The organism is Microbacterium sp. JAI119, assembly GCF_013410135.1.
GTDB lineage: Bacteria > Actinomycetota > Actinomycetes > Actinomycetales > Microbacteriaceae > Microbacterium > Microbacterium oxydans.
Map to the genome: position 1 here is coordinate 1,966,659 of NZ_JACCCK010000001.1, position 18,130 is coordinate 1,984,788.

An 18,130-nucleotide genomic window follows, 5' to 3' on the forward strand; every position below is an offset into this window, starting at 1 on the left:
CCCTCAGCCTACGGCGTCGCTCGTAGGTATGTTCGACCGACACGCTTCTCGGCCTCGGCCCAGGCACGCTGAGCGGGAGTCAGAGCCCCGGGGGCGGTCGCCGCTGCTCCCCCGCGTCGCCAGGCGTGGCAGAGGGCGATGGCCAGTGCGTCGGCGGCATCGGCCGGTTGCGGCAGTGCGTCGAGGCGCAGGATGCGGGCGATCATCGTCTGCACCTGCCGTTTGTCGGCAGCACCATATCCGGTGACGGCGGCCTTGACCTCACTGGGTGTGTGCGTGGCGGCGGGGAGCCCCGACTCGGAGGCGATCAGCAACGCGACGCCGCTGGCCTGTGCGGTGCCCATCACCGAGTGCGTGTTCTGCTGCGCGAAGACCCGCTCGACGGCGACGGCATCAGGTCGATGCTCGGCGATCACGGCGCGGATCCCGGCGGCCACGATCGAGAGACGCTCCCCGATCTCCGCTTCCGGCGAGGAACGGATCACCCCGACGTGCACGAGCGTTCCGCGGCGCGATCCGTCGACATCCACGACCCCCACACCGCAGCGGGTGAGACCGGGGTCGATGCCGAGCACGCGCAGAGAGGAGGTCACTCCCCCAGGCTAGGCCGCCGATCCGACACCGGTCGCCCGGCGCGCCTAGGCGTCGTCGTTCTCCAGCTCCGCCTGGACCTCGGGACTCAGATCGAAGTTTGTGAACACGTTCTGCACGTCTTCACTGTCTTCCAGGGCATCGATCAGGCGGAAGATCTTGCGCGCGGTGTCGGCGTCGATCTCGACCTTGAGGTTCGGGACGAACTCGACGTCGGCGGACTCGTAGTCGATGCCGGCCTCCTGGAGCGCGCTGCGCACAGCCACCAGGTCGGTCGCCTCCGTGATCACCTCGAAGCCCTCGGCGTGCGGTTCGATCTCCTCCGCACCGGCCTCGAGCGCAGCCATCATCACGTCATCCTCGGTGGTGCCCTCGGAACCGACGACGATGACGCCCTTGCGGCTGAAGTTGTAGGCCACGCTGCCGGGGTCTGCGAGCGTGCCGCCGTTGCGGCTGAGAGCCGTGCGAACCTCAGCGGCCGCCCGGTTCTTGTTGTCGGTCAGACACTCGATCATGAGCGCGACGCCGTTGGGGCCGTATCCCTCGTACATGATCGAGAGGTACTCGACGGCCTCGCCGCCGATACCGGCACCGCGCTTCACCGCGCGGTCGATGTTGTCCTTGGGGACCGAGGTCTTCTTGGCCTTCTGCACCGCGTCGAAGAGGGTGGGGTTGCCCGCCAGGTCCGGTCCGCCGAGCTTGGCGGCGACCTCGATGTTCTTGATGAGCTTGGCCCAGGACTTCGCGCGCCTGGAGTCGATGATGGCCTTCTTGTGCTTCGTGGTCGCCCACTTGGAATGCCCGGACATAAGTCTCCGCTCGTCGTATCCGCATGAGCTCGCGCTCAGCGCATCGTCCATTCTAACGAACGCCTCGGGTGGCGCAGGATGGGAGCATGCGCAGATCACGACACATCTCTCCCGCCCTCCGCTCGGCAGAGGTTCCTGACGGCGCACCGGCGCCCGCCGACACCCTGCGGTACCTGCTCCACCTCCCTGATGGCTACGACGATGATCCGCACCGGCTCTGGCCGCTCGTGCTCTTCCTGCACGGTGCAGGCGAACGGGGTTCCGACCTCGATCTCGCCGCCGTCCACGGTCCGCCCAGACTGGCGGACGACGGGCAGGAGTTCCCCTTCATCCTCGTCACACCCCAGTGCGCCGCGGCGAGTCAATGGGTCGCCGAGCTCTCGACGCTGGCCGCACTGATCGATGAGGTGAGCTCCACACACAGGGTCGACGAGGAGCGCGTTTCGGTGACAGGACTCAGCATGGGCGGTTTCGGCACCTGGTCGCTCGCGGTGCGCTACCCCGATCGATTCGCGGCCATCGCACCGATCTGCGGTGGCCTGTGGATGCAGAGCGCCGCTCCGATCCGCGCGATCCCCTCCTGGGCGTTCCACGGCGACGCGGACGACGTCGTGCCGATCGCCGCGACAGAGCAGATCGTCGACGAGCTGCAGGCCCTCGACGCTGACGTGCGTTTCACCCGGTACGCGGGCGTCGGTCACGACTCATGGACCGAGACGTACGAGAACTCCGAACTCTATGAGTGGATGCTCTCCCATCGGCGCGGAGTCGAACGCGACGGACCCGGCGTCGAGAAGACAGCACGATGACGACGGGAGCAGATCGGCTCCGGCCCGACTGGCATACGCTCCCGATGCCACTTCGATCTCGGATCATCTCCGCGATCGGGGGTGATCTCGTGCAGGAGGCGCCAGCCCATGGCGGCTTCAGCGCCTCCTACGCGGGCGTCGTCACGACCACGACGGGGCGCGCATTCGTCAAGGCCTGCGGTGCGGATTGGCACGCGGACTCGCTGCACTTCCTCCGCGAGGAGATGCGCACGCTCTCGCATCTGCCGACCGCCATCGCCCCACGACTCCTCGGAGCCATCGACGACCCGACGGGTACGGCGCTCGTAATCGAGGCGATCGACGGCCGCCACCCCGGCCAGCCGTGGACGACGGCGGACCTGCACGCCGTAGCCAAGGCCCTGCGCGTGCTGTCGACCACCCCTGCGCCTTCGGATATGCCTCGAGCAGAGGCTGTCATGATCCCCGGTTTCACCAGGTGGACGGAGATCGCTGCGGATCGGGGGATGCGCGAGGCGCTCCCCCACGGCCTCCCCGCGCGGATGCCGGCGTTGCTGCGCCTCGAGGAGAGCTTCCGCAGCGCGGTACACGGCGACGTCATCGTGCACGACGATGTGCGCGCAGACAACATCCTGATCAGCGCTGGACGGGCACACCTGCTGGACTGGCCGCACGCGCGCAGGGGCGCCGCGTGGATCGACCTCCCCTGTCTGCTCCCCAGCATCGAGGCATCCGGAGGCCCCGCCTGCGAGGAGGCGTGGGCTGTGTTCGAAGAGCACGGCGCACCACCTCAAGCTGAGCTGCTCGCCGTGATCTCCGCCTTCGCATCGTTCCTCTGGTTCCAGCAGGCGCAACCCGATATCCCGCAGCTCCCCGGCCTGCGGGAGTTCCAGCGCGCGCAGGCGATGCCGGCTCTGCGGTGGCTCTCGGGCCTGATCTGAGCCGACGACCTATCGCGCCGCAGCGCGGCGACGTGCGTCTGCGCGAGCGAGAAAGCGCTCGTGGAACCTCGTCTCTCCCGTGATCTCCGGGTGGAAGCTCAGACCGAGCAGGTCGCCCTGCTCCACGGCGACCACGCGTCCATCGGGCAGGGATGCCAGCACGTCGGCCCTCGGACCGACCGACTCGACAACCGGTCCGCGGATGAACGCGGCGGACACCGGATCCGCGCCGAGTGCGGGAACGTCGAGTCGCGCTTCGAAGGATTCGACCTGACGGCCGAAGGCGTTCCGGCGCACGACGACATCCAGCCCTCCGAACGACTCCTGTCCCTCGATGGCGTCGACGATCTCGTCGGCGAGCATGATCAGTCCCGCGCACGTGCCGATGACCGGCATGCCTGCCGCGATGGCCTCGCGGATGGGCTGCTGCATCCCGAAGACGCGCGACAGCTTGTCGATCACGCTCGACTCGCCGCCCGGGATGACGAGCCCGTCGACCGATGCGAGGTCGTCGGGGCGTCGCACCAACGCCACGTCGGCACCGAGACTCGAGAGCAGGGCGGCGTGCTCGCGCACGTCGCCCTGCAGCGCGAGCACGCCGACCCTGGTGTTACCAGCCACGCTCGGCGAGACGGTGCGGCGCGGGAAGGTCGCTGACGTTGATGCCCACCATGGCCTCACCCAATCCACGCGAGACCTCGGCGATGACCTTCGGGTCATCGAAGAAGGTCGTCGCCTTGACGATCGCCTTCGCCCGCTCCGCAGGGTTGCCCGACTTGAAGATCCCCGATCCGACGAACACGCCGTCGGCGCCGAGCTGCATCATCATGGCTGCGTCTGCAGGGGTCGCGACACCACCGGCCACGAACAGCACGACGGGAAGCTTGCCGGTCTCGGCGATCTCGGCGACCAGCTGGTACGGTGCCTGCAGTTCCTTGGCCGCCACGAACAGCTCGTCCTTGGGCAGGGACGTGAGAGCCGCGATCTCGCCGCGGATCTTGCGGATGTGCTTCATCGCCTCGGAGACGTCGCCGGTTCCCGCCTCACCCTTGGACCGGATCATGGCTGCGCCCTCGTTGATGCGGCGGAGCGCCTCACCGAGATTGGTCGCGCCGCAGACGAACGGGACCGTGAAGCCGTACTTGTCGATGTGGTTCACGTAATCGGCAGGCGAGAGGACCTCCGACTCGTCGATGTAGTCCACGCCGAGTTCCTGCAGCACCTGGGCCTCGACGAAGTGACCGATGCGCGCCTTCGCCATCACGGGGATGGACACCGCATCGATGATGCTGTCGATCATGTCGGGGTCGCTCATGCGAGAGACACCACCCTGCGCGCGGATGTCGGCCGGGACGCGCTCGAGCGCCATGACGGCGACGGCTCCGGCGTCTTCGGCGATCTTCGCCTGATCCGCCGTGACGACGTCCATGATGACGCCGCCCTTCAGCATCTCGGCGAGACCGCGCTTGACGCGCGGCGATCCGGTGGTTGTCTGGTCTGCCATGGGAACTCCTGTCGGATGCACCGAAGTCGGGTTTGATCTAGATCAAACATAGCACTGTCCGATTCGACCTAGAATCGCTGAGGAGGACCATGAGCGACCAGATCACAGGCACCACCGCAGCGGACATCGCCGACAGCGTGCGCTCCCTGCGCGACCGCGGAATCCTCCGCCCCGGCAGCGTCCTCCCCCCGGTGCGGGAGCTCGCCGCCACGCTCGGCGTCAACCGGAACACCGCCGTCGCCGCGTATCGACAGCTCGCCCAGGCGGGGCTCGTGCTGTCTCGCGGACGAGCAGGGACCATCGTCGCCGGCTTGGAGGCAGTGGCGCAGGAAGGCTATGCCCCCGACACCGTCCTCCGCGACATCGGCACGGGGAACCCCGACCCCCGCCTGATCCCCGATCCTGCACCGGCCCTGATGACCATCGCCTCCCGCCCTGTGCTCTACGGCGAGCCCGTGATCGATCGCGGACTCGAGGAGTGGTCGACGCGCTGGATCTCGCGCGACCTCGACGGCGTCGACTTCCGTATCACCGTGACCAGTGGAGCTGTCGACGCCGTCGAGCGGCTGCTCGCCCAGGCGCTGATGCGCGATGACGCCGTCGCCCTGGAGGATCCCTGTTTCCTCGCGAGCATCCACACGGTGCGGCTGGGCGGCTATCGCGCGGCTCCCGTCCCCGTCGACGCCGAGGGCATGACCGTTGACGGTCTGCGAACCGCGCTGGAGGCGGGCGTCCGTGCCATCATCTGCACGCCGCGGGCGCAGAATCCGACCGGCGCGAGCCTCACCGCTTCCCGGGCCGCCGAACTCCGTGCCGTGCTCGCCGACCACCCGTATGTGCTGATCATCGAGGACGACCACTTCTCGATGCTCTCGCAGCGACCCTACGAGTCGCTCATCGGACCCGAGCATCGCCGGTTCGCCCTCGTACGCTCTGTGTCGAAGTTCCTTGGTCCGGACATGTGCCTCGCGATCGCAGCGACGGACGCGGAGACCGCCGAGCGCCTCGCGATGCGGCTGAGCCCCGGAACGACATGGGTGAGCCACCTGCTGCAGCGTCTCGCTCTTACACAGCTGACCGACGAGACGGCGATGTCGGAGGTGGCAGCGGCTGCGGAGCACTACGCGCAGCGCAACGCCGCCTTCGCCGAACGACTCCGAGCGAGTGGTATCGAGGCCACGGTGTCCGACGGCATGAGCCTGTGGGTCGAGTTCTCCCAGCCGGCTCGGACCATCGCCGACCGCCTCATGCGCCGCGGATGGCTCGCCCGCACCGGCGACGACTTCGCGCTCGATGAGAAGGCGGAGCCCTCTCATCATCTGCGTCTCACCGTGCATGACCTGTCCGACGATGAAGCAGAGTCGCTGGTCGCAGACCTCGTCGCCGCCGGGCGATGACCACACCTCGCGGGCACCGGCCCGCCCTGAACGAAAGAGTCGGAGAATGAAGATCCTCTCCATCCAGTCAGCCGTGGCCTACGGGCATGTGGGGAACTCGGCCGCCGTGTTCCCGCTGCAGCGCATCGGTGTCGAGGTGCTGCCCGTCTACACCGTGAACTTCTCCAACCACACCGGCTACGGCGCCTGGCGCGGTCCTCTGATCGCCCCGGGTGACGTCCGCGAGGTCATCACCGGCATCGAGGAACGCGGTGTCTTCGGCCAGATCGACGCCGTTCTCAGCGGCTACCAGGGCGGAGAGGGCATCGGAGACGTGATCATCGACGCCGTCGCACGAGTGAAGGCGTCGAACCCGAACGCGGTGTACGCCTGCGACCCGGTCATGGGCAACGCGAAGTCGGGATGTTTCGTCGCCCCCGCGATCCCGGTGCTGCTGCGTGAGCGCGTGGTTCCCGTCGCCGACATCATCACCCCGAACCAGTTCGAGCTCGGCTTCCTCACCGACACCGAGCCTGACACGCTGGAGTCCACTCTCGCGTCGGTCGATCTCGCGCACGCGATGGGTCCGCGCACCGTGCTCGTCACCAGTGTCGAGCGCCCCGATCGCGAAGAGGGGACGATCGAGATGCTCGCCGCCGATGAGAAGGGTGCCTGGCTCGTGCAGACCCCGCACCTGCCCATGAAGGCGAATGGTTCCGGGGACGTGACCGCCGCGCTCTTCACTGCGCACTACGTCGAGACCGGCAGTGCCAAGGTCGCGCTCGAGCGCACGGCGTCCAGCGTGTACGACCTGCTCAAGGCGACGCTCGAGTCCGGAGAGCGCGAGCTGCAGCTCGTCGAGGCCCAGGAGTTCTACGCGAACCCGCGGCTGCAGTTCACGGCGCGCCAGGTGCGCTGAGCCGGGCGTCCGTCATCCGGTGGGGATGGGCAGCTCGCGATACGCGGCGAGCCAACCGGGGTGGTCATCGGGGCAGAGATACTTCATGCCTGAGATCGCCAGGCCTCCGAGCATGAAAGGCAGACCGGGGTCGCTCTCTTCGAACGCATTCGACCAGGAGCCGATGATCTCGGAGGAATCGATGTGGTCACCGACCTTGCTCGCATCGACCCGGTGCTCGGACTCGATCGCGACGAGGCAGACGTCGATCGTGAGCTCGAGGCTCATCCAGGCGACGTCCTCATCGGGTATGCCTGCCCAGACTCCGCTCTCGATCACGTCGTCGACCAGCGCCTGCTGTGCCGGGGTCTTCGGAGAGAGGCGTCCCTCGTTCTCCGCGAACCCCTGGGCGAGGTAGAAGGCGCGCCCCTCGTCCTCTACGCTCGTCGGTGCCGCCGTCGGTGTCGCCGTCCGCTGGGGATCGGGCTGCGGTGCACAGGCGGCCATGGATGAGGCGACGCCGAGGACGATCGCTGCTGCGGCGAAGCGATGCCGGAGAGCCATCGGGTTCAGCACACCGCGAGTCACGCGTTCGGGCGAGGCCAGGCGTCAGCCACGGCTTCGCGCACCTCGCCCAGCAGCTGCGGGAGCGCCTTGGTCTTCGCGATGATCGGGAAGAAGTTCGCGTCCGACGTCCACCGTGGCACCACGTGCTGGTGCAGGTGGGCGTCGACGCCGGCCCCCGCCACGGCGCCCTGATTCATGCCCAGGTTGAAGCCGTCGCAGCGCGAGACCTCGCGCAGCACGCGCATCGCCGTCTGGGTGAGCGCGCCGATCTCGGCGACCTCCTCCGGCGTCGCCTGGTCGTAGGTGGCGATGTGGCGGTAGGGGCAGACCAGCAGATGGCCGGAGTTGTACGGGAAGAGGTTCAGCAACACGTACGCCGTCTCGCCGCGTGCGACGACCAGCCGCTCGGCATCCGGGAACTTCGGCGCCTCGCAGAACGGGCACTCTTCGCGCAGGGGCTCCGGTCCCGCCTGGATGTACGCCATCCGGTGCGGGGTCCACAACCGCTGGAACTCGTCCGGCACCCCGGCGAGGCGTCCGGCATCCTCCAGCGGCTGCTCCCCGTCGGTCACGCCAGGTCCCCTGCTGTCTGCACGAGGGCGTGGGAGTCGATGGCCGCGCGGATGCGCGCTACGGCGTCCGCGATCGGTACACCGTTCTCCTGCGCCCCGTCGCGGTAGCGGAAAGAGACGGTGCCAGCGTCGCGGTCCTTCTCCCCCGCGATCAGCAGCAGCGGCACCTTGCCGGTCGTGTGCGTCCGGATCTTCTTCTGCATGCGATCGTCGGACGTGTCGAGCTCGGCACGCACGCCCTGAGAGCGCAGTGTGTCGATCACGTCGCCCAAGTAGTCGGCGAAGTCGTCCGCCACCGGGATGCCCACGACCTGCACGGGAGACAGCCACACCGGGAAGTCACCCGCGTAGTGCTCGAGCAGGATCGCGAAGAACCGCTCGATCGAGCCGAACAGCGCGCGGTGGATCATGATCGGGCGCTTCTTCTGCCCGTCCTTGTCCATGAACTCGAGGTCGAAGCGCTCCGGCAGGTTCGGGTCGACCTGCACAGTCGAGAGCTGCCAGGTGCGACCGATCGCATCACGCGTCTTGAGGTCGATCTTCGGGCCGTAGAACGCGGCCTCACCGGGGACCTCTGTGAGCTTGAGCCCTGAGGCCACCGCGACACGGCGCAGCGCGTCGGTCGACGACTCCCAGAACTCGTCCGAGCCGATCCACTTGGACTTCTCGTCGTCCTTCATCGACAGCTCGAGTTCGAAGTCGGTCAGACCGAAATCGCGGAGCATCGAGAGGATGAAGTCGAGGACCTTGGCGACCTCGGCCTCGAGCTGGTCGGGCGTGACGAACAGGTGCGAGTCGTCCTGAGTGAACCCGCGCACACGCGTGAGGCCGTGCAGCGCGCCGGAGAGCTCGTTGCGGTAGACCGTGCCGTTCTCGGCGAACCGCAGCGGCAGATCACGGTAGCTCCGAGCGCGCTCCTTGTAGATGAGGATGTGCATCGGGCAGTTCATGGGCTTCAGGTAGTAGTCCTGGCCCTGCTTGGTGATGTTGCCCTCGTCGTCGCGCTCCTCGTCCATCACGATCGGCGGGAACATGCCGTCCTTGTACGTGACGAGGTGGTTCGAGGTGAGGAAGAGGTCTTCCTTGGAGATGTGCGGCGTGTACACGTAGGTGTAGCCGCCCTCGATGTGGCGCTTGCGCGCGTGCTGCTCCATCTCACCGCGGATCACGCCGCCGCGCGGGTGCCACACGGACAGGCCCGACCCGATCTCCTCGGGGAACGAGAACAGATCGAGTTCCTTGCCGAGGCGGCGGTGATCGCGCTTGGCTGCTTCCTCGAGACGGTGCTGGTAGGCGCGCAGCTCGTCCTTCGTCGGCCAGGCCGTGCCGTAGATGCGCTGCAGCTGCGGGTTCTTCTCGCTGCCGCGCCAGTACGCGGCAGCGATGCGGGTGAGGTCCCATCCGTTGCCGATCATGCGCGTATTGGGCAGGTGCGGTCCGCGGCAGAGGTCCTTCCAGACGACCTCGCCGTCACGGGTGGTGTTGTCGTAGATCGTCAGCTCGCCCTCGCCGACCTCGACAGAGGCGCCTTCGGCGACCTCCTTGCCCGGGCCCTTGAGCCCGATGAGCTCGAGCTTGAACGGCTCGTTCGCGAGCTCGGCGCGGGCCTCCTCGTCGGTCACCACACGGCGGACGAACCGCTGGCCCTCGCGGACGATGCGCTGCATCTCCTTGGTGATGGCCTTGATGTCCTCCGGCGTGAACGGGGTCTCCACGCCGAAGTCGTAGTAGAAGCCGTCGGTGATGGGCGGGCCGATCCCGAGGTTCGCCTGCGGGTTGATGCGCTGCACCGCCTGCGCCAGCACGTGAGCAGCCGAGTGACGGAGGATGTTCAATCCGTCCGTGCTGTCGATCGTGACCGCCTCGACCTCGTCGGTCTCGGTCACGGTCGTGGCGAGGTCCTTGAGCTCGCCGTTGACGCGCATCGCGACGACGTTTCGGTCAGTGAACAGGGCGAAGCCGTCATTCGGCCGGGCGTTTTCAGGCACAGAAACTCTCTCCATCTGGGTCGATACCCAGGTTACTCGCATGATCCCGTCGTCCTGACCGCCACGAGCATGTCCGGCCCCGTCGTCTCACGGGAGGCCGTTCACGCCCCGGGGATCACGACTCCCGACTCGTAGGCACGGATCACCAGTTGGGCCCGATCGCGCGCCTGCAGCTTGGACATGATGCGATTCACATGGGTCTTCGCGGTGTGGGGTGAGATCACGAGTGCTTCGGCGATGTCCTGGTTCGAATCGCCCCGCGCCACGAGGAGCAGCACCTCACGCTCGCGGTCGGTGAGCTGTCGCAACGGCTCATCGTGCCATGCTTCAGCACGCGGGAGCTGCGGCAGCACCGAACGCTCGATCAGCGAACGAGTCGCCGCCGAGGAGAGGAGCGCATCCCCCCGGTGCACGACCCGCACGGCGTCGACGATCTCCTCCGGCTCCGCTCCCTTGCCCACGAAGCCGCTGGCGCCCGCTCGAAGGGCTGCCACGACATAGTCGTCCTCCTCGAAAGTCGTCAGGATGAGCACGCGGGTCGCCGAGGACGGGGACGAACCCGTGATCTGGGCGGTGGCCGCGATCCCATCGAGCTCAGGCATCCTGATGTCCATCACGACGACATCGGGGCTGGACCGGCGCACCTGCGCGACGGCGTCTCGCCCGTTCGCCGCTTCGCCGATCACCTCGACGCCGCCGTCGATCAGGATGTCGCGAACGGCCTGGCGAACCAGCGGCTGGTCATCGACCACGAGCACACGGATCATCGCTGACCTCCTTCCAGCGGAATCCGCACATCCAGTCGGAACTCCTCGCCGACCCTGCCGGTCTGCACGTCGCCGCGAACGGCGACGACGCGCTCGCGAAGCCCTCGTAGCCCGTGACCCCCTGACGCGGCAGGAGCCCTCGCCTCATCTACCGCGGGATTGACGATGGTGAGTCGGAGCGAGTCCTGCTCAGTGCGGATCCGGACGAGCGCCGCGTCACCTGCCCCGTGCTTGTGGGCGTTCGTCAGACCTTCGAGGATCACGAGGAACGCGACGTGGTCGCTTGCCGGCGACAGCTGCGGTCGATCCGGGGCGTCCTGCAGCTCGACACGGAGCCCGGCCTCGCGGAACTGCGCGACCAGAGCGTCGAGGTCGGCGAGTCCCCGCTGCGGGCGCAGATCACGGACGTCCTCAGGATCGTCGGACCGAAGAAGTGCCATCAGTCCCCCGATGTCGGCGAGAACCGTGCGCGAGGAACGACGGATCGTGCTCAGCGCCTCCCGCGCCCGCTCCGGCCGGAGGTCCAACGCGGATGAGGCGACGCCGGCGTTCAGACTGATGACCGAGATCTGGTGCGCCACCACGTCATGCAGGTCGCGAGCGATGCGCACCCGCTCCTCGGCGACCCGACGTCGCGCTTCCTCCTCGCGTCCCTGCTCCGCACGTTCCGTGCGTTCGGTCATCGCGATGACGAATTCCCTGCGAGACCGGGTGGCGTCTCCCAGCGCGCCGGCGAGAGCGACGATGAACACGAACTGCAGCGCGCGGGCGTCCCAGAGATCGCCGCCGAGCGGAATCGCACTGACGAAGAACACGATCACCGTCGCCGCGCCGACGGCGGTGACCCCCACGAGACGCCCGCGCCGATCCACGGTGGCGAATGCACTGATCGCCACAGCGATGAGCGCACTCGGTGACACCACTCCGGCGAACGCCAGGAACACGGCGCATGCCAGGCTGACGCCGAGCGTGAAGAGCGGGAAACGACGACGGAGCAGCATCGCGGCCGCCGGCAGGAGCGCGACCACCATCAGCCATCCGTCCGCGCGGAAGCCGTCGTCGGGGAACGGCGACACGGCGAACAGCGTCACGATGAGCACGGCGAGCACGTCGCCGAACAGCGACGCGATTCGTGGAGGACGAGCTGCCGACATCACACCAGTATTCCGCGCACCGTCGCGCCGGGGATCCCCCGGCGGGATGAGACGGGATACCGCGATCGCGGTACACGAATGCCCACGGCACGACGATGCGGTAGCGCACGCGCATCGGAAAGCTGGAAGGGAGGCTGCACACGGAGTGCGCTCGGAGAGGTCTGCATGAACAAGCACGTCAAGAGAACGCTCATCGCGGTCGCCTCCGTCATCGGGGTGGTCGCGCTGGGCCTTGCGACGACCACCGTGGGAAACGTGGTCGCGACCGCGATCGAACAGGATCGCATCGAACCCTACGGGCAGAAGGTCGCTGTGGACGGTCGGGAGATGAACGTGCTGATCGTCGGCGAGGGCGCGGAGGACGTGGTGCTCCTTCCCGGCTTCGGCACCGCATCGCCCGTCCTCGACTTCGAGCCGCTCGTCGCCGAGCTCGCGCAGGACCATCGCGTGATCGTGGTGGAGCCCTTCGGCTATGGGCTGAGCGACGGTACGGATCAGCCGCGCACCACCGAGAACATCGTGAGCGAGACCCACTCCGCCCTGCAGCAGCTCGGGGTCGACGAGTACGTGCTGATGGGGCATTCCATCGCGGGCCTCTACGGCATCCAGTTCGCGAATCGCTATCCCGACGAGGTGCGGGCGTTCGTGGGGATCGACAGCAGCGTCCCCGGCCAGCCGGGCTCCGACACGGAGCTGCCGGTCGGGCTGTTCGGCGCTGCGAAGAACCTCGGACTCGCTCGTCTCATCGCCTCGATTCGCGGCACGGGGTACGACGAGGCCGTCTACTCCGAAGAAGCACGCGCGCAGATCGCCCTGCTCACCGATCGGAACACGCTGAGTCCGACCTACCTGAACGCGATGTCACTGCTCCCCGTGAACTTCCGAGACGCACTCGGAACGACGTTCCCCGAAGACCTTCCCCTGCTGCTGTTCGTCGTCTCCGACAATCCGACCGTGCCCACGTGGCTGCAGGTGCACGAGGAGCAGGCCGCAACCGTCGCGGATGGCACCGTCGTGCCGCTCGACGGCGAGCACTACCTCCATCACACCCACACTCCGCAGATCGTCGATGCGTTCCGCTCCTGGGAGAGCGAGAGGCCGTCCCTCGTGGAGTGAGGCGGAACTCACAGCGGACGTCATCCGCGCACCGGGGAGCATCACGTAACGTGAACGGATGGACAGAGCAGTCGCACGATGGATCCTGGCGGTCGCGCTCGGCGCGATCGGGGTCGGCCACTTCCTCAGCACCCGCGGATTCCGTGTGGTCGTGCCCGATTGGGCCACCCGCCTGACTCGACTCGACAAGGACACGATCGTGATCGCCTCGGGCGCCGCCGAGATCGCGCTCGCCGCAGGACTGCTCGTCCTCCCGAAGGAACGCCGCCGCATCGGCTGGGCGACCGCCGCGTTCTTCGTCGCAGTGATGCCGGGCAACGTCCACCAGTGGCGGACCAAGCGCTCGACGTCGGGACTCGACACGGATGCACGACGTCTCGGCAGGCTCTTCCTGCAGCCGCTCCTGGTCCTGTGGGCGCTGTGGTCCACAGGCGACTCGACCCCACGCGGCCGACGCAGCCACCGGCGTCGCGCGTGACCCGAGATCGCGCACTCCAGGAGAATGACATCATGACGTCCCCCTCGCTCGTATGGTTCCGAGATGATCTCCGGCTCGCAGACAACCCGGCGCTTCGGGCTGCCATCGATCGAGGGGAACCGGTGCTCGCGCTCTACGTGCTCGACGAGGAATCCCCCGGTGTCCGACCTCTCGGCGGTGCGGCCCGCTGGTGGCTCCACCATTCGCTCGCGTCGCTCGGGGAGCGCCTGCGCGAGCGTGGCGGTGATCTCGTGCTGCGCCGCGGCGCCGCCGAGCGTGTCGTGCGCGAGCTGGTTTCGGAGATCGACGCCGGAGCCGTGTTCTGGAACCGACGGTACGGCGGCGCCGAGCGCGAGATCGATTCGTCTCTGAAGACCGCCCTGCGGGCGGATGGGATCGAGACCGTCTCGTTCGCGGGCTCCCTGCTGCACGAGCCGTGGACTGTGACGACGGGCAGCGGAACGCACTACTCCGTTTACACGCCGTTCTGGCGCGCGTGCCTCTCTCTTCCCGCCCCCCGCGCTCCCTTTCCGGAGCCCCGCTCGATTCCGGGCGTGGGCGATGCACCCGCATCCGATGACCTCGGCGACTGGGGTCTGCTGCCCACCCGGCCCGACTGGGCAGGCGGACTTCGCGAGGCCTGGGAACCCGGCGAGCCCGCGGCGCGACGACGTCTGCGTCGGTTCCTCGACGAGGACCTCCGGGACTACGACCGGGCGCGCGACGAACCTGCCGCCGGAGCCACGTCGCTGCTGTCTCCGCACCTCCGCTGGGGGGAGATCAGTCCCTTCGCGGTATGGCAAGAGGCTGTCGGCGTCGAGGGGGCGGGCGGGTTCCTCTCCGAGCTGGGGTGGCGCGAGTTCGCCTGGCACACGCTGTACCACTCCCCCGATCTCGCCACCGAGAACCTCCGTCCGGAGTTCGACGCCTTCCCCTGGCCGCCGCTGGACCCCGCGCACCTGGACGCCTGGCAGCACGGCGAGACAGGTGTACCGCTCGTGGATGCCGGGATGCGCGAACTCTGGCACACCGGCTACATGCACAACCGGGTGCGGATGGTCGTCGCCTCTTTCCTGGTGAAGAACCTGCTCATCGACTGGCGCCGCGGAGAGGAGTGGTTCTGGGACACGCTGGTCGACGCCGACGAGGCGAACAACCCGTTCAACTGGCAGTGGGTCGCGGGCTCGGGCGCCGATGCGGCGCCGTACTTCCGCGTGTTCAACCCCGAGCTCCAGGCGAAGAAGTTCGACCCCCAGAACCTCTACATCTCCCGTTGGGCAGCCGACGCTCCCACAGAGCCGATCGTCGACCTCGGCGAGACGCGGAAGGCTGCGCTCTCCGCATACGACGTCGTGAAGAGAGCGCCGAAGTCACCGCGCGAATGAGCTGAGAGCGGACGCGGCGCTGCGGCATGCGATGAGGTGTCCGCGCCGTCCATGCCAGACTGGTGCCGTGACCGAGTCCAGGAAGCCAGCCGTCATCCGCGGCTTCGCTGCTTCCTCCCTGGCGATCTTCGTCGCCCTCGCCGGTCACGTCACCGGCGGAGGGCAGATGCCGGGGCCGCTCGGCATCCTCGTGCCGTGGGTGTTCTCATTCATGATCTGCGTGCTCCTCGCCGGGCGGTCGCTCTCGCTGATCCGCCTCGGACTGTCCGTGGCGATGAGCCAGTTCCTCTTCCACACGCTCTTCGTACTCGGCACGGTCACGCCGTCCGGCGTCTCGACACCACACGTGCACGGCGGCCCTCTGGTGATTCCCCCGACGACAGGCATTCCGGCGGAGGTGAGCGCTGACGCGTCCATGTGGCTCGGACACGCTCTCGCCGCCGTGCTGACGATCGCGGCGCTGTACCGCGGTGAGCGCCTGCTCATCGCCGTGCGGGATCTCGCCGCTCAGCTCATCCGGTGGGTGCGTCGGCGTGTCGATCACGTCCTCGTGCTCCCCGGTATCGACGTCGTCGATGCGTTTCCCGGGCGGTTCGACGTCGGTGAGGCCACCAGCCTCATCCTTCTCGCGACTCTCAGAGGTCGTGCACCCCCTCTCGCCGCTGCGATCTGATCCGCGCCCTGGGTCCACCGGCCCCGTGGTGCGTCACCGCCGCGCGCTCGATGCGCGCGGGTTCTGAACGCATGCATGAACGTCGCGCACGCGACGTCTGATGAGAGGCCATTCCCATGTCCCCTGTCCGCAGGATTGCGGCCGGGCTGGCGTTGGCGACGGTCGCGACCCTCGCGATCGCCACACCCGCGTCTGCCCACGACCAGCTGGTATCCAGCACTCCGGCCGCCGATGAGCGGTTGGCATCCGCCCCCGGAAGCATCACGATGACGTTCTCCGGCGAGCTCCTGATCCTCGACGAGTCGCTGACCGGGGCCGTCGTCCTGGTCGTCGACGCCTCGGGAAAGGACTGGGTCGCCGGCGACGTCACGGTCGCCGGGCGCACCGTCACGGCCCCGCTCGCTCCCGAGATGCCTGTCGCGGGCTATCAGGTGCGCTGGCAGGTTGTGTCGGAGGACGGCCACCCGATCGCGGGCGTCATCCCCTTCACGGTCGGCGATGCCGAGCCGATGCGGGCCCCGACGGCCGGCGGCTCGACAGAGAACCCTCCGGCATCCGCAGGACAGTCGGATCAGACCGCAGCAGATTCCGGCGGCATCCCCAGGGTGCTGCTCATCGGCGCAGGCGGGGCGACGATCGCCGTCCTCGTCTTCGTCGCCATTCGATTCCTTCGCCGTCCTCGGACGGCAGCCGCACCGCCGGAAGCCGGCGGTTCCGCGGCAGATGACCTGTGAAAGACACCATCATGAACACCACGAAGAACCTTCCCCGTCTGGCAGCTGTGATCGCTGTCTCCCTCCTCGCACTCACGGGGTGCACTCCGGAGAGCACTCCGACCGAATCGGCGCCGCGCCCGGCCGGCGAGACCGTGACTATCGAGGATGCCTGGGTCAAGTCGGCCGACGAGGGCATGTCGGCAGGATTCGGCACACTCGTCAACAGCGGAGACGACGATGTGACCGTCGTCTCCGTCGCGTCCGAGGCGTCGAACATGCTCGAGCTGCACGAGACTGTCGAGAACGAGGCCGGAGAGATGGTGATGCGCGAGAAGGACGGCGGCTTCATCATTCCCGCCGGCGGGAGCCTCCCTCTGGAGCCCGGCGCCAACCACATCATGATGATGGATCTGACGGGTCCCCTCACCGCAGGCAGTGACGTCACCTTCACCCTGACCTTCTCCGATGACTCGACATTCGAGTTCACCGCACCCGTCAAGGATTACTCCGGTGCGAACGAGAACTACGAGGGCGGCGACATGCAAGACGGCTCGGGGCAGTGATGTCGGCGCCCGCTGAGGGCGCCCGCTCCCGTCGCACCGGGTCGACCCGGCGACAGTTCCTCCTCGGAGGAGCTGTCGCCGGCGTCGGCGCGGTCGCGGCGGTCGGAGTGGATCTCGCCCTGAACGATCAGAAGGACGACGCGAAGCCGGTCGCCGCTCCGATGAACGGCGACCAGACGGTGCCCTTCTTCGGCACGCACCAGGCCGGTGTCGACACCGCAGCGCAAGCTCACGGTGTCTTCGTGGGCCTCGACCTCCATGATGACGTGGACCGCGAAGGGCTCGTTCGCCTGATGCGGATCCTGACGGACGACGCGGCCCGGCTCACACAGGGGGTCCCCGCCCTCGCTGATTCCGAGCCGGAGCTCGCCCTCGCACCTGCGCGGCTGACCATCACCTTCGGCTTCGGCCCCGACCTGGTCGCCCGCGCTGGCAGAACGAGCCCGACGTGGCTCGCGCCTCTGCCGGCGTTCGGTGTGGATCAGCTGCGGCCGGAGTTCTCGGACGGCGACCTTCTGATCCAGATCGCCGGTGACGACCCGCTGACGGTCGCCCACGCGACGAGGATGCTGTTGAAGGATGCCCGTGGCTTCGCGAGCATCCGATGGACCCAGCAGGGCTTCCGTCGCGCCTACGGTACAGAGCGCCCAGGGACGACGATGCGCAACCTCTTCGGGCAGGTCGACGGCACCACCAACCCCGAACCGGGAACGGCGGACTTCGACGGGGTCGTGTGGAGCGCGGACGGGTGGCTGGCGGGCGGGACGGGCATGGTGCTCCGCCGCATCCGGATGGACCTCGACAAGTGGGACCGGCTGGACCGCGGCGGTCGGGATGCCTCCGTGGGGAGGACCCTCGCCAACGGGGCGCCACTGACCGGGACGGAGGAGTTCGACGAACCGGACTTCGAGGCCAAGACATCGATCGGGTTCCCCGTGATCCCGCAGTTCGCGCACATCCGGCGCGCGCGGCGATGGCAGCGAGAGGATCTTCCGCCGCGCGTACAACTACGACGAACGTCCGGTCGGCTCCGAAGTCTCCGAGTCCGGGCTGATCTTCATCTCATTCCAGGCCGACATCGAGCGGCAGTTCATCCCCATGCAGCGTCGACTGGACGAGCTCGACCTGCTCAACGAATGGACGGTCCCGATCGGGTCCGCGGTGTTCGCCATCCCGCCCGGATGTATGGAGGGCGGGTACATCGGGGAGACGCTTCTCGCATGAACCGGCGGATGTCGGGTCCG

Annotated in this window: 19 protein-coding genes and 1 pseudogene; 11 read left to right on the plus strand and 9 right to left on the minus strand. The window is 67.9% G+C overall.

Annotated features, from left to right (window positions below):
* Positions 1-8 precede the first annotated feature (8 nt).
* Together ruvC and HDC31_RS09490 are read right to left on the minus strand one after the other, a co-directional pair.
* Entirely contained in the window at positions 9-593 is a 585-nt protein-coding gene (gene ruvC, locus HDC31_RS09485; RefSeq protein WP_046747162.1) for a crossover junction endodeoxyribonuclease RuvC, read from the minus strand.
* Positions 594-638: 45 nt separating this feature from the next.
* Complete coding sequence (locus HDC31_RS09490) at positions 639-1,400, minus strand: YebC/PmpR family DNA-binding transcriptional regulator (protein ID WP_046747163.1); 762 nt, start codon at positions 1,398-1,400, stop codon at positions 639-641.
* A gap of 86 nt (positions 1,401-1,486) precedes the next feature.
* On the opposite strand from HDC31_RS09490, the gene HDC31_RS09495 reads away from it, so the two are divergent.
* Both HDC31_RS09495 and HDC31_RS09500 read left to right on the plus strand, forming a co-directional pair.
* On the plus strand, positions 1,487-2,209 hold the full coding sequence (locus HDC31_RS09495; RefSeq protein ID WP_113681282.1) for a dienelactone hydrolase family protein: 723 nt from the start codon (positions 1,487-1,489) through the stop codon (positions 2,207-2,209).
* Between the two features lie 44 nt (positions 2,210-2,253).
* Positions 2,254-3,129, plus strand: a complete 876-nt coding sequence (locus HDC31_RS09500) for an aminoglycoside phosphotransferase family protein (protein ID WP_257022008.1) — start codon at positions 2,254-2,256, stop codon at positions 3,127-3,129.
* A gap of 9 nt (positions 3,130-3,138) precedes the next feature.
* On the opposite strand, the gene pdxT is transcribed toward HDC31_RS09500, so the two are convergent.
* Entirely contained in the window at positions 3,139-3,750 is a 612-nt protein-coding gene (gene pdxT, locus HDC31_RS09505) for a pyridoxal 5'-phosphate synthase glutaminase subunit PdxT (protein ID WP_258546432.1), read from the minus strand.
* Positions 3,740-4,633, minus strand: a complete 894-nt coding sequence (gene pdxS, locus HDC31_RS09510; RefSeq protein WP_179516033.1) for a pyridoxal 5'-phosphate synthase lyase subunit PdxS — start codon at positions 4,631-4,633, stop codon at positions 3,740-3,742. The genes pdxT and pdxS overlap by 11 nt, the downstream gene beginning before the upstream one ends.
* Before the next feature lie 89 nt (positions 4,634-4,722).
* On the opposite strand from pdxS, the gene HDC31_RS09515 reads away from it, so the two are divergent.
* Both HDC31_RS09515 and pdxY read left to right on the plus strand, forming a co-directional pair.
* Complete coding sequence (locus tag HDC31_RS09515; protein ID WP_113681279.1) at positions 4,723-6,030, plus strand: aminotransferase class I/II-fold pyridoxal phosphate-dependent enzyme; 1,308 nt, start codon at positions 4,723-4,725, stop codon at positions 6,028-6,030.
* A gap of 46 nt (positions 6,031-6,076) precedes the next feature.
* Entirely contained in the window at positions 6,077-6,928 is an 852-nt protein-coding gene (gene pdxY / locus HDC31_RS09520) for a pyridoxal kinase PdxY (RefSeq protein ID WP_058633080.1), read from the plus strand.
* 12 nt (positions 6,929-6,940) lie between these two features.
* Here pdxY and HDC31_RS09525 read toward each other — a convergent pair whose 3' ends face one another.
* The 5 genes from HDC31_RS09525 to HDC31_RS09545 form a co-directional block, all read right to left on the minus strand.
* Complete coding sequence (locus HDC31_RS09525) at positions 6,941-7,471, minus strand: hypothetical protein (RefSeq protein ID WP_179516034.1); 531 nt, start codon at positions 7,469-7,471, stop codon at positions 6,941-6,943.
* Between the two features lie 20 nt (positions 7,472-7,491).
* Entirely contained in the window at positions 7,492-8,046 is a 555-nt protein-coding gene (locus HDC31_RS09530) for an HIT domain-containing protein (RefSeq protein ID WP_046747170.1), read from the minus strand.
* Positions 8,043-9,971 (minus strand): threonine--tRNA ligase, encoded by a 1,929-nt coding sequence (gene thrS / locus HDC31_RS09535; RefSeq protein ID WP_257022115.1) that lies wholly within the window; start codon positions 9,969-9,971, stop codon positions 8,043-8,045. Before thrS ends, HDC31_RS09530 begins: the two co-directional genes overlap by 4 nt.
* A gap of 164 nt (positions 9,972-10,135) precedes the next feature.
* Entirely contained in the window at positions 10,136-10,801 is a 666-nt protein-coding gene (locus HDC31_RS09540; RefSeq protein WP_046747172.1) for a response regulator transcription factor, read from the minus strand.
* A complete protein-coding gene (locus HDC31_RS09545; RefSeq protein WP_113681276.1) occupies positions 10,798-11,955 on the minus strand; it encodes a histidine kinase in 1,158 nt (385 codons plus the stop codon). The genes HDC31_RS09540 and HDC31_RS09545 overlap by 4 nt, the downstream gene beginning before the upstream one ends.
* 165 nt (positions 11,956-12,120) lie before the next feature.
* Between HDC31_RS09545 and HDC31_RS09550 the strand changes: the two genes are divergently transcribed.
* The 7 genes and pseudogenes from HDC31_RS09550 to HDC31_RS09580 all read left to right on the plus strand — a co-directional run bounded on the left by HDC31_RS09550 (position 12,121) and on the right by HDC31_RS09580 (position 18,110).
* Entirely contained in the window at positions 12,121-13,071 is a 951-nt protein-coding gene (locus HDC31_RS09550) for an alpha/beta fold hydrolase (RefSeq protein ID WP_058633044.1), read from the plus strand.
* Between the two features lie 58 nt (positions 13,072-13,129).
* On the plus strand, positions 13,130-13,549 hold the full coding sequence (locus tag HDC31_RS09555) for a hypothetical protein (protein ID WP_113681275.1): 420 nt from the start codon (positions 13,130-13,132) through the stop codon (positions 13,547-13,549).
* Positions 13,550-13,581: 32 nt separating this feature from the next.
* Positions 13,582-14,934 (plus strand): deoxyribodipyrimidine photo-lyase, encoded by a 1,353-nt coding sequence (locus HDC31_RS09560; protein ID WP_061018761.1) that lies wholly within the window; start codon positions 13,582-13,584, stop codon positions 14,932-14,934.
* A 67-nt stretch (positions 14,935-15,001) separates the two neighbouring features.
* Positions 15,002-15,607: a hypothetical protein gene (locus tag HDC31_RS09565; RefSeq protein WP_113681274.1), complete on the plus strand. Its 606-nt coding sequence runs from the start codon at positions 15,002-15,004 to the stop codon at positions 15,605-15,607.
* A 116-nt stretch (positions 15,608-15,723) separates the two neighbouring features.
* On the plus strand, positions 15,724-16,341 hold the full coding sequence (locus HDC31_RS09570; protein WP_127012164.1) for a copper resistance CopC family protein: 618 nt from the start codon (positions 15,724-15,726) through the stop codon (positions 16,339-16,341).
* 11 nt (positions 16,342-16,352) lie between these two features.
* Positions 16,353-16,886, plus strand: a complete 534-nt coding sequence (locus HDC31_RS09575; protein ID WP_046747239.1) for a copper chaperone PCu(A)C — start codon at positions 16,353-16,355, stop codon at positions 16,884-16,886.
* Positions 16,886-18,110, plus strand: a pseudogene (locus HDC31_RS09580) (Dyp-type peroxidase). The gene HDC31_RS09575 and the pseudogene HDC31_RS09580 overlap by 1 nt, the downstream one beginning before the upstream one ends.
* Positions 18,111-18,130 lie beyond the last annotated feature (20 nt).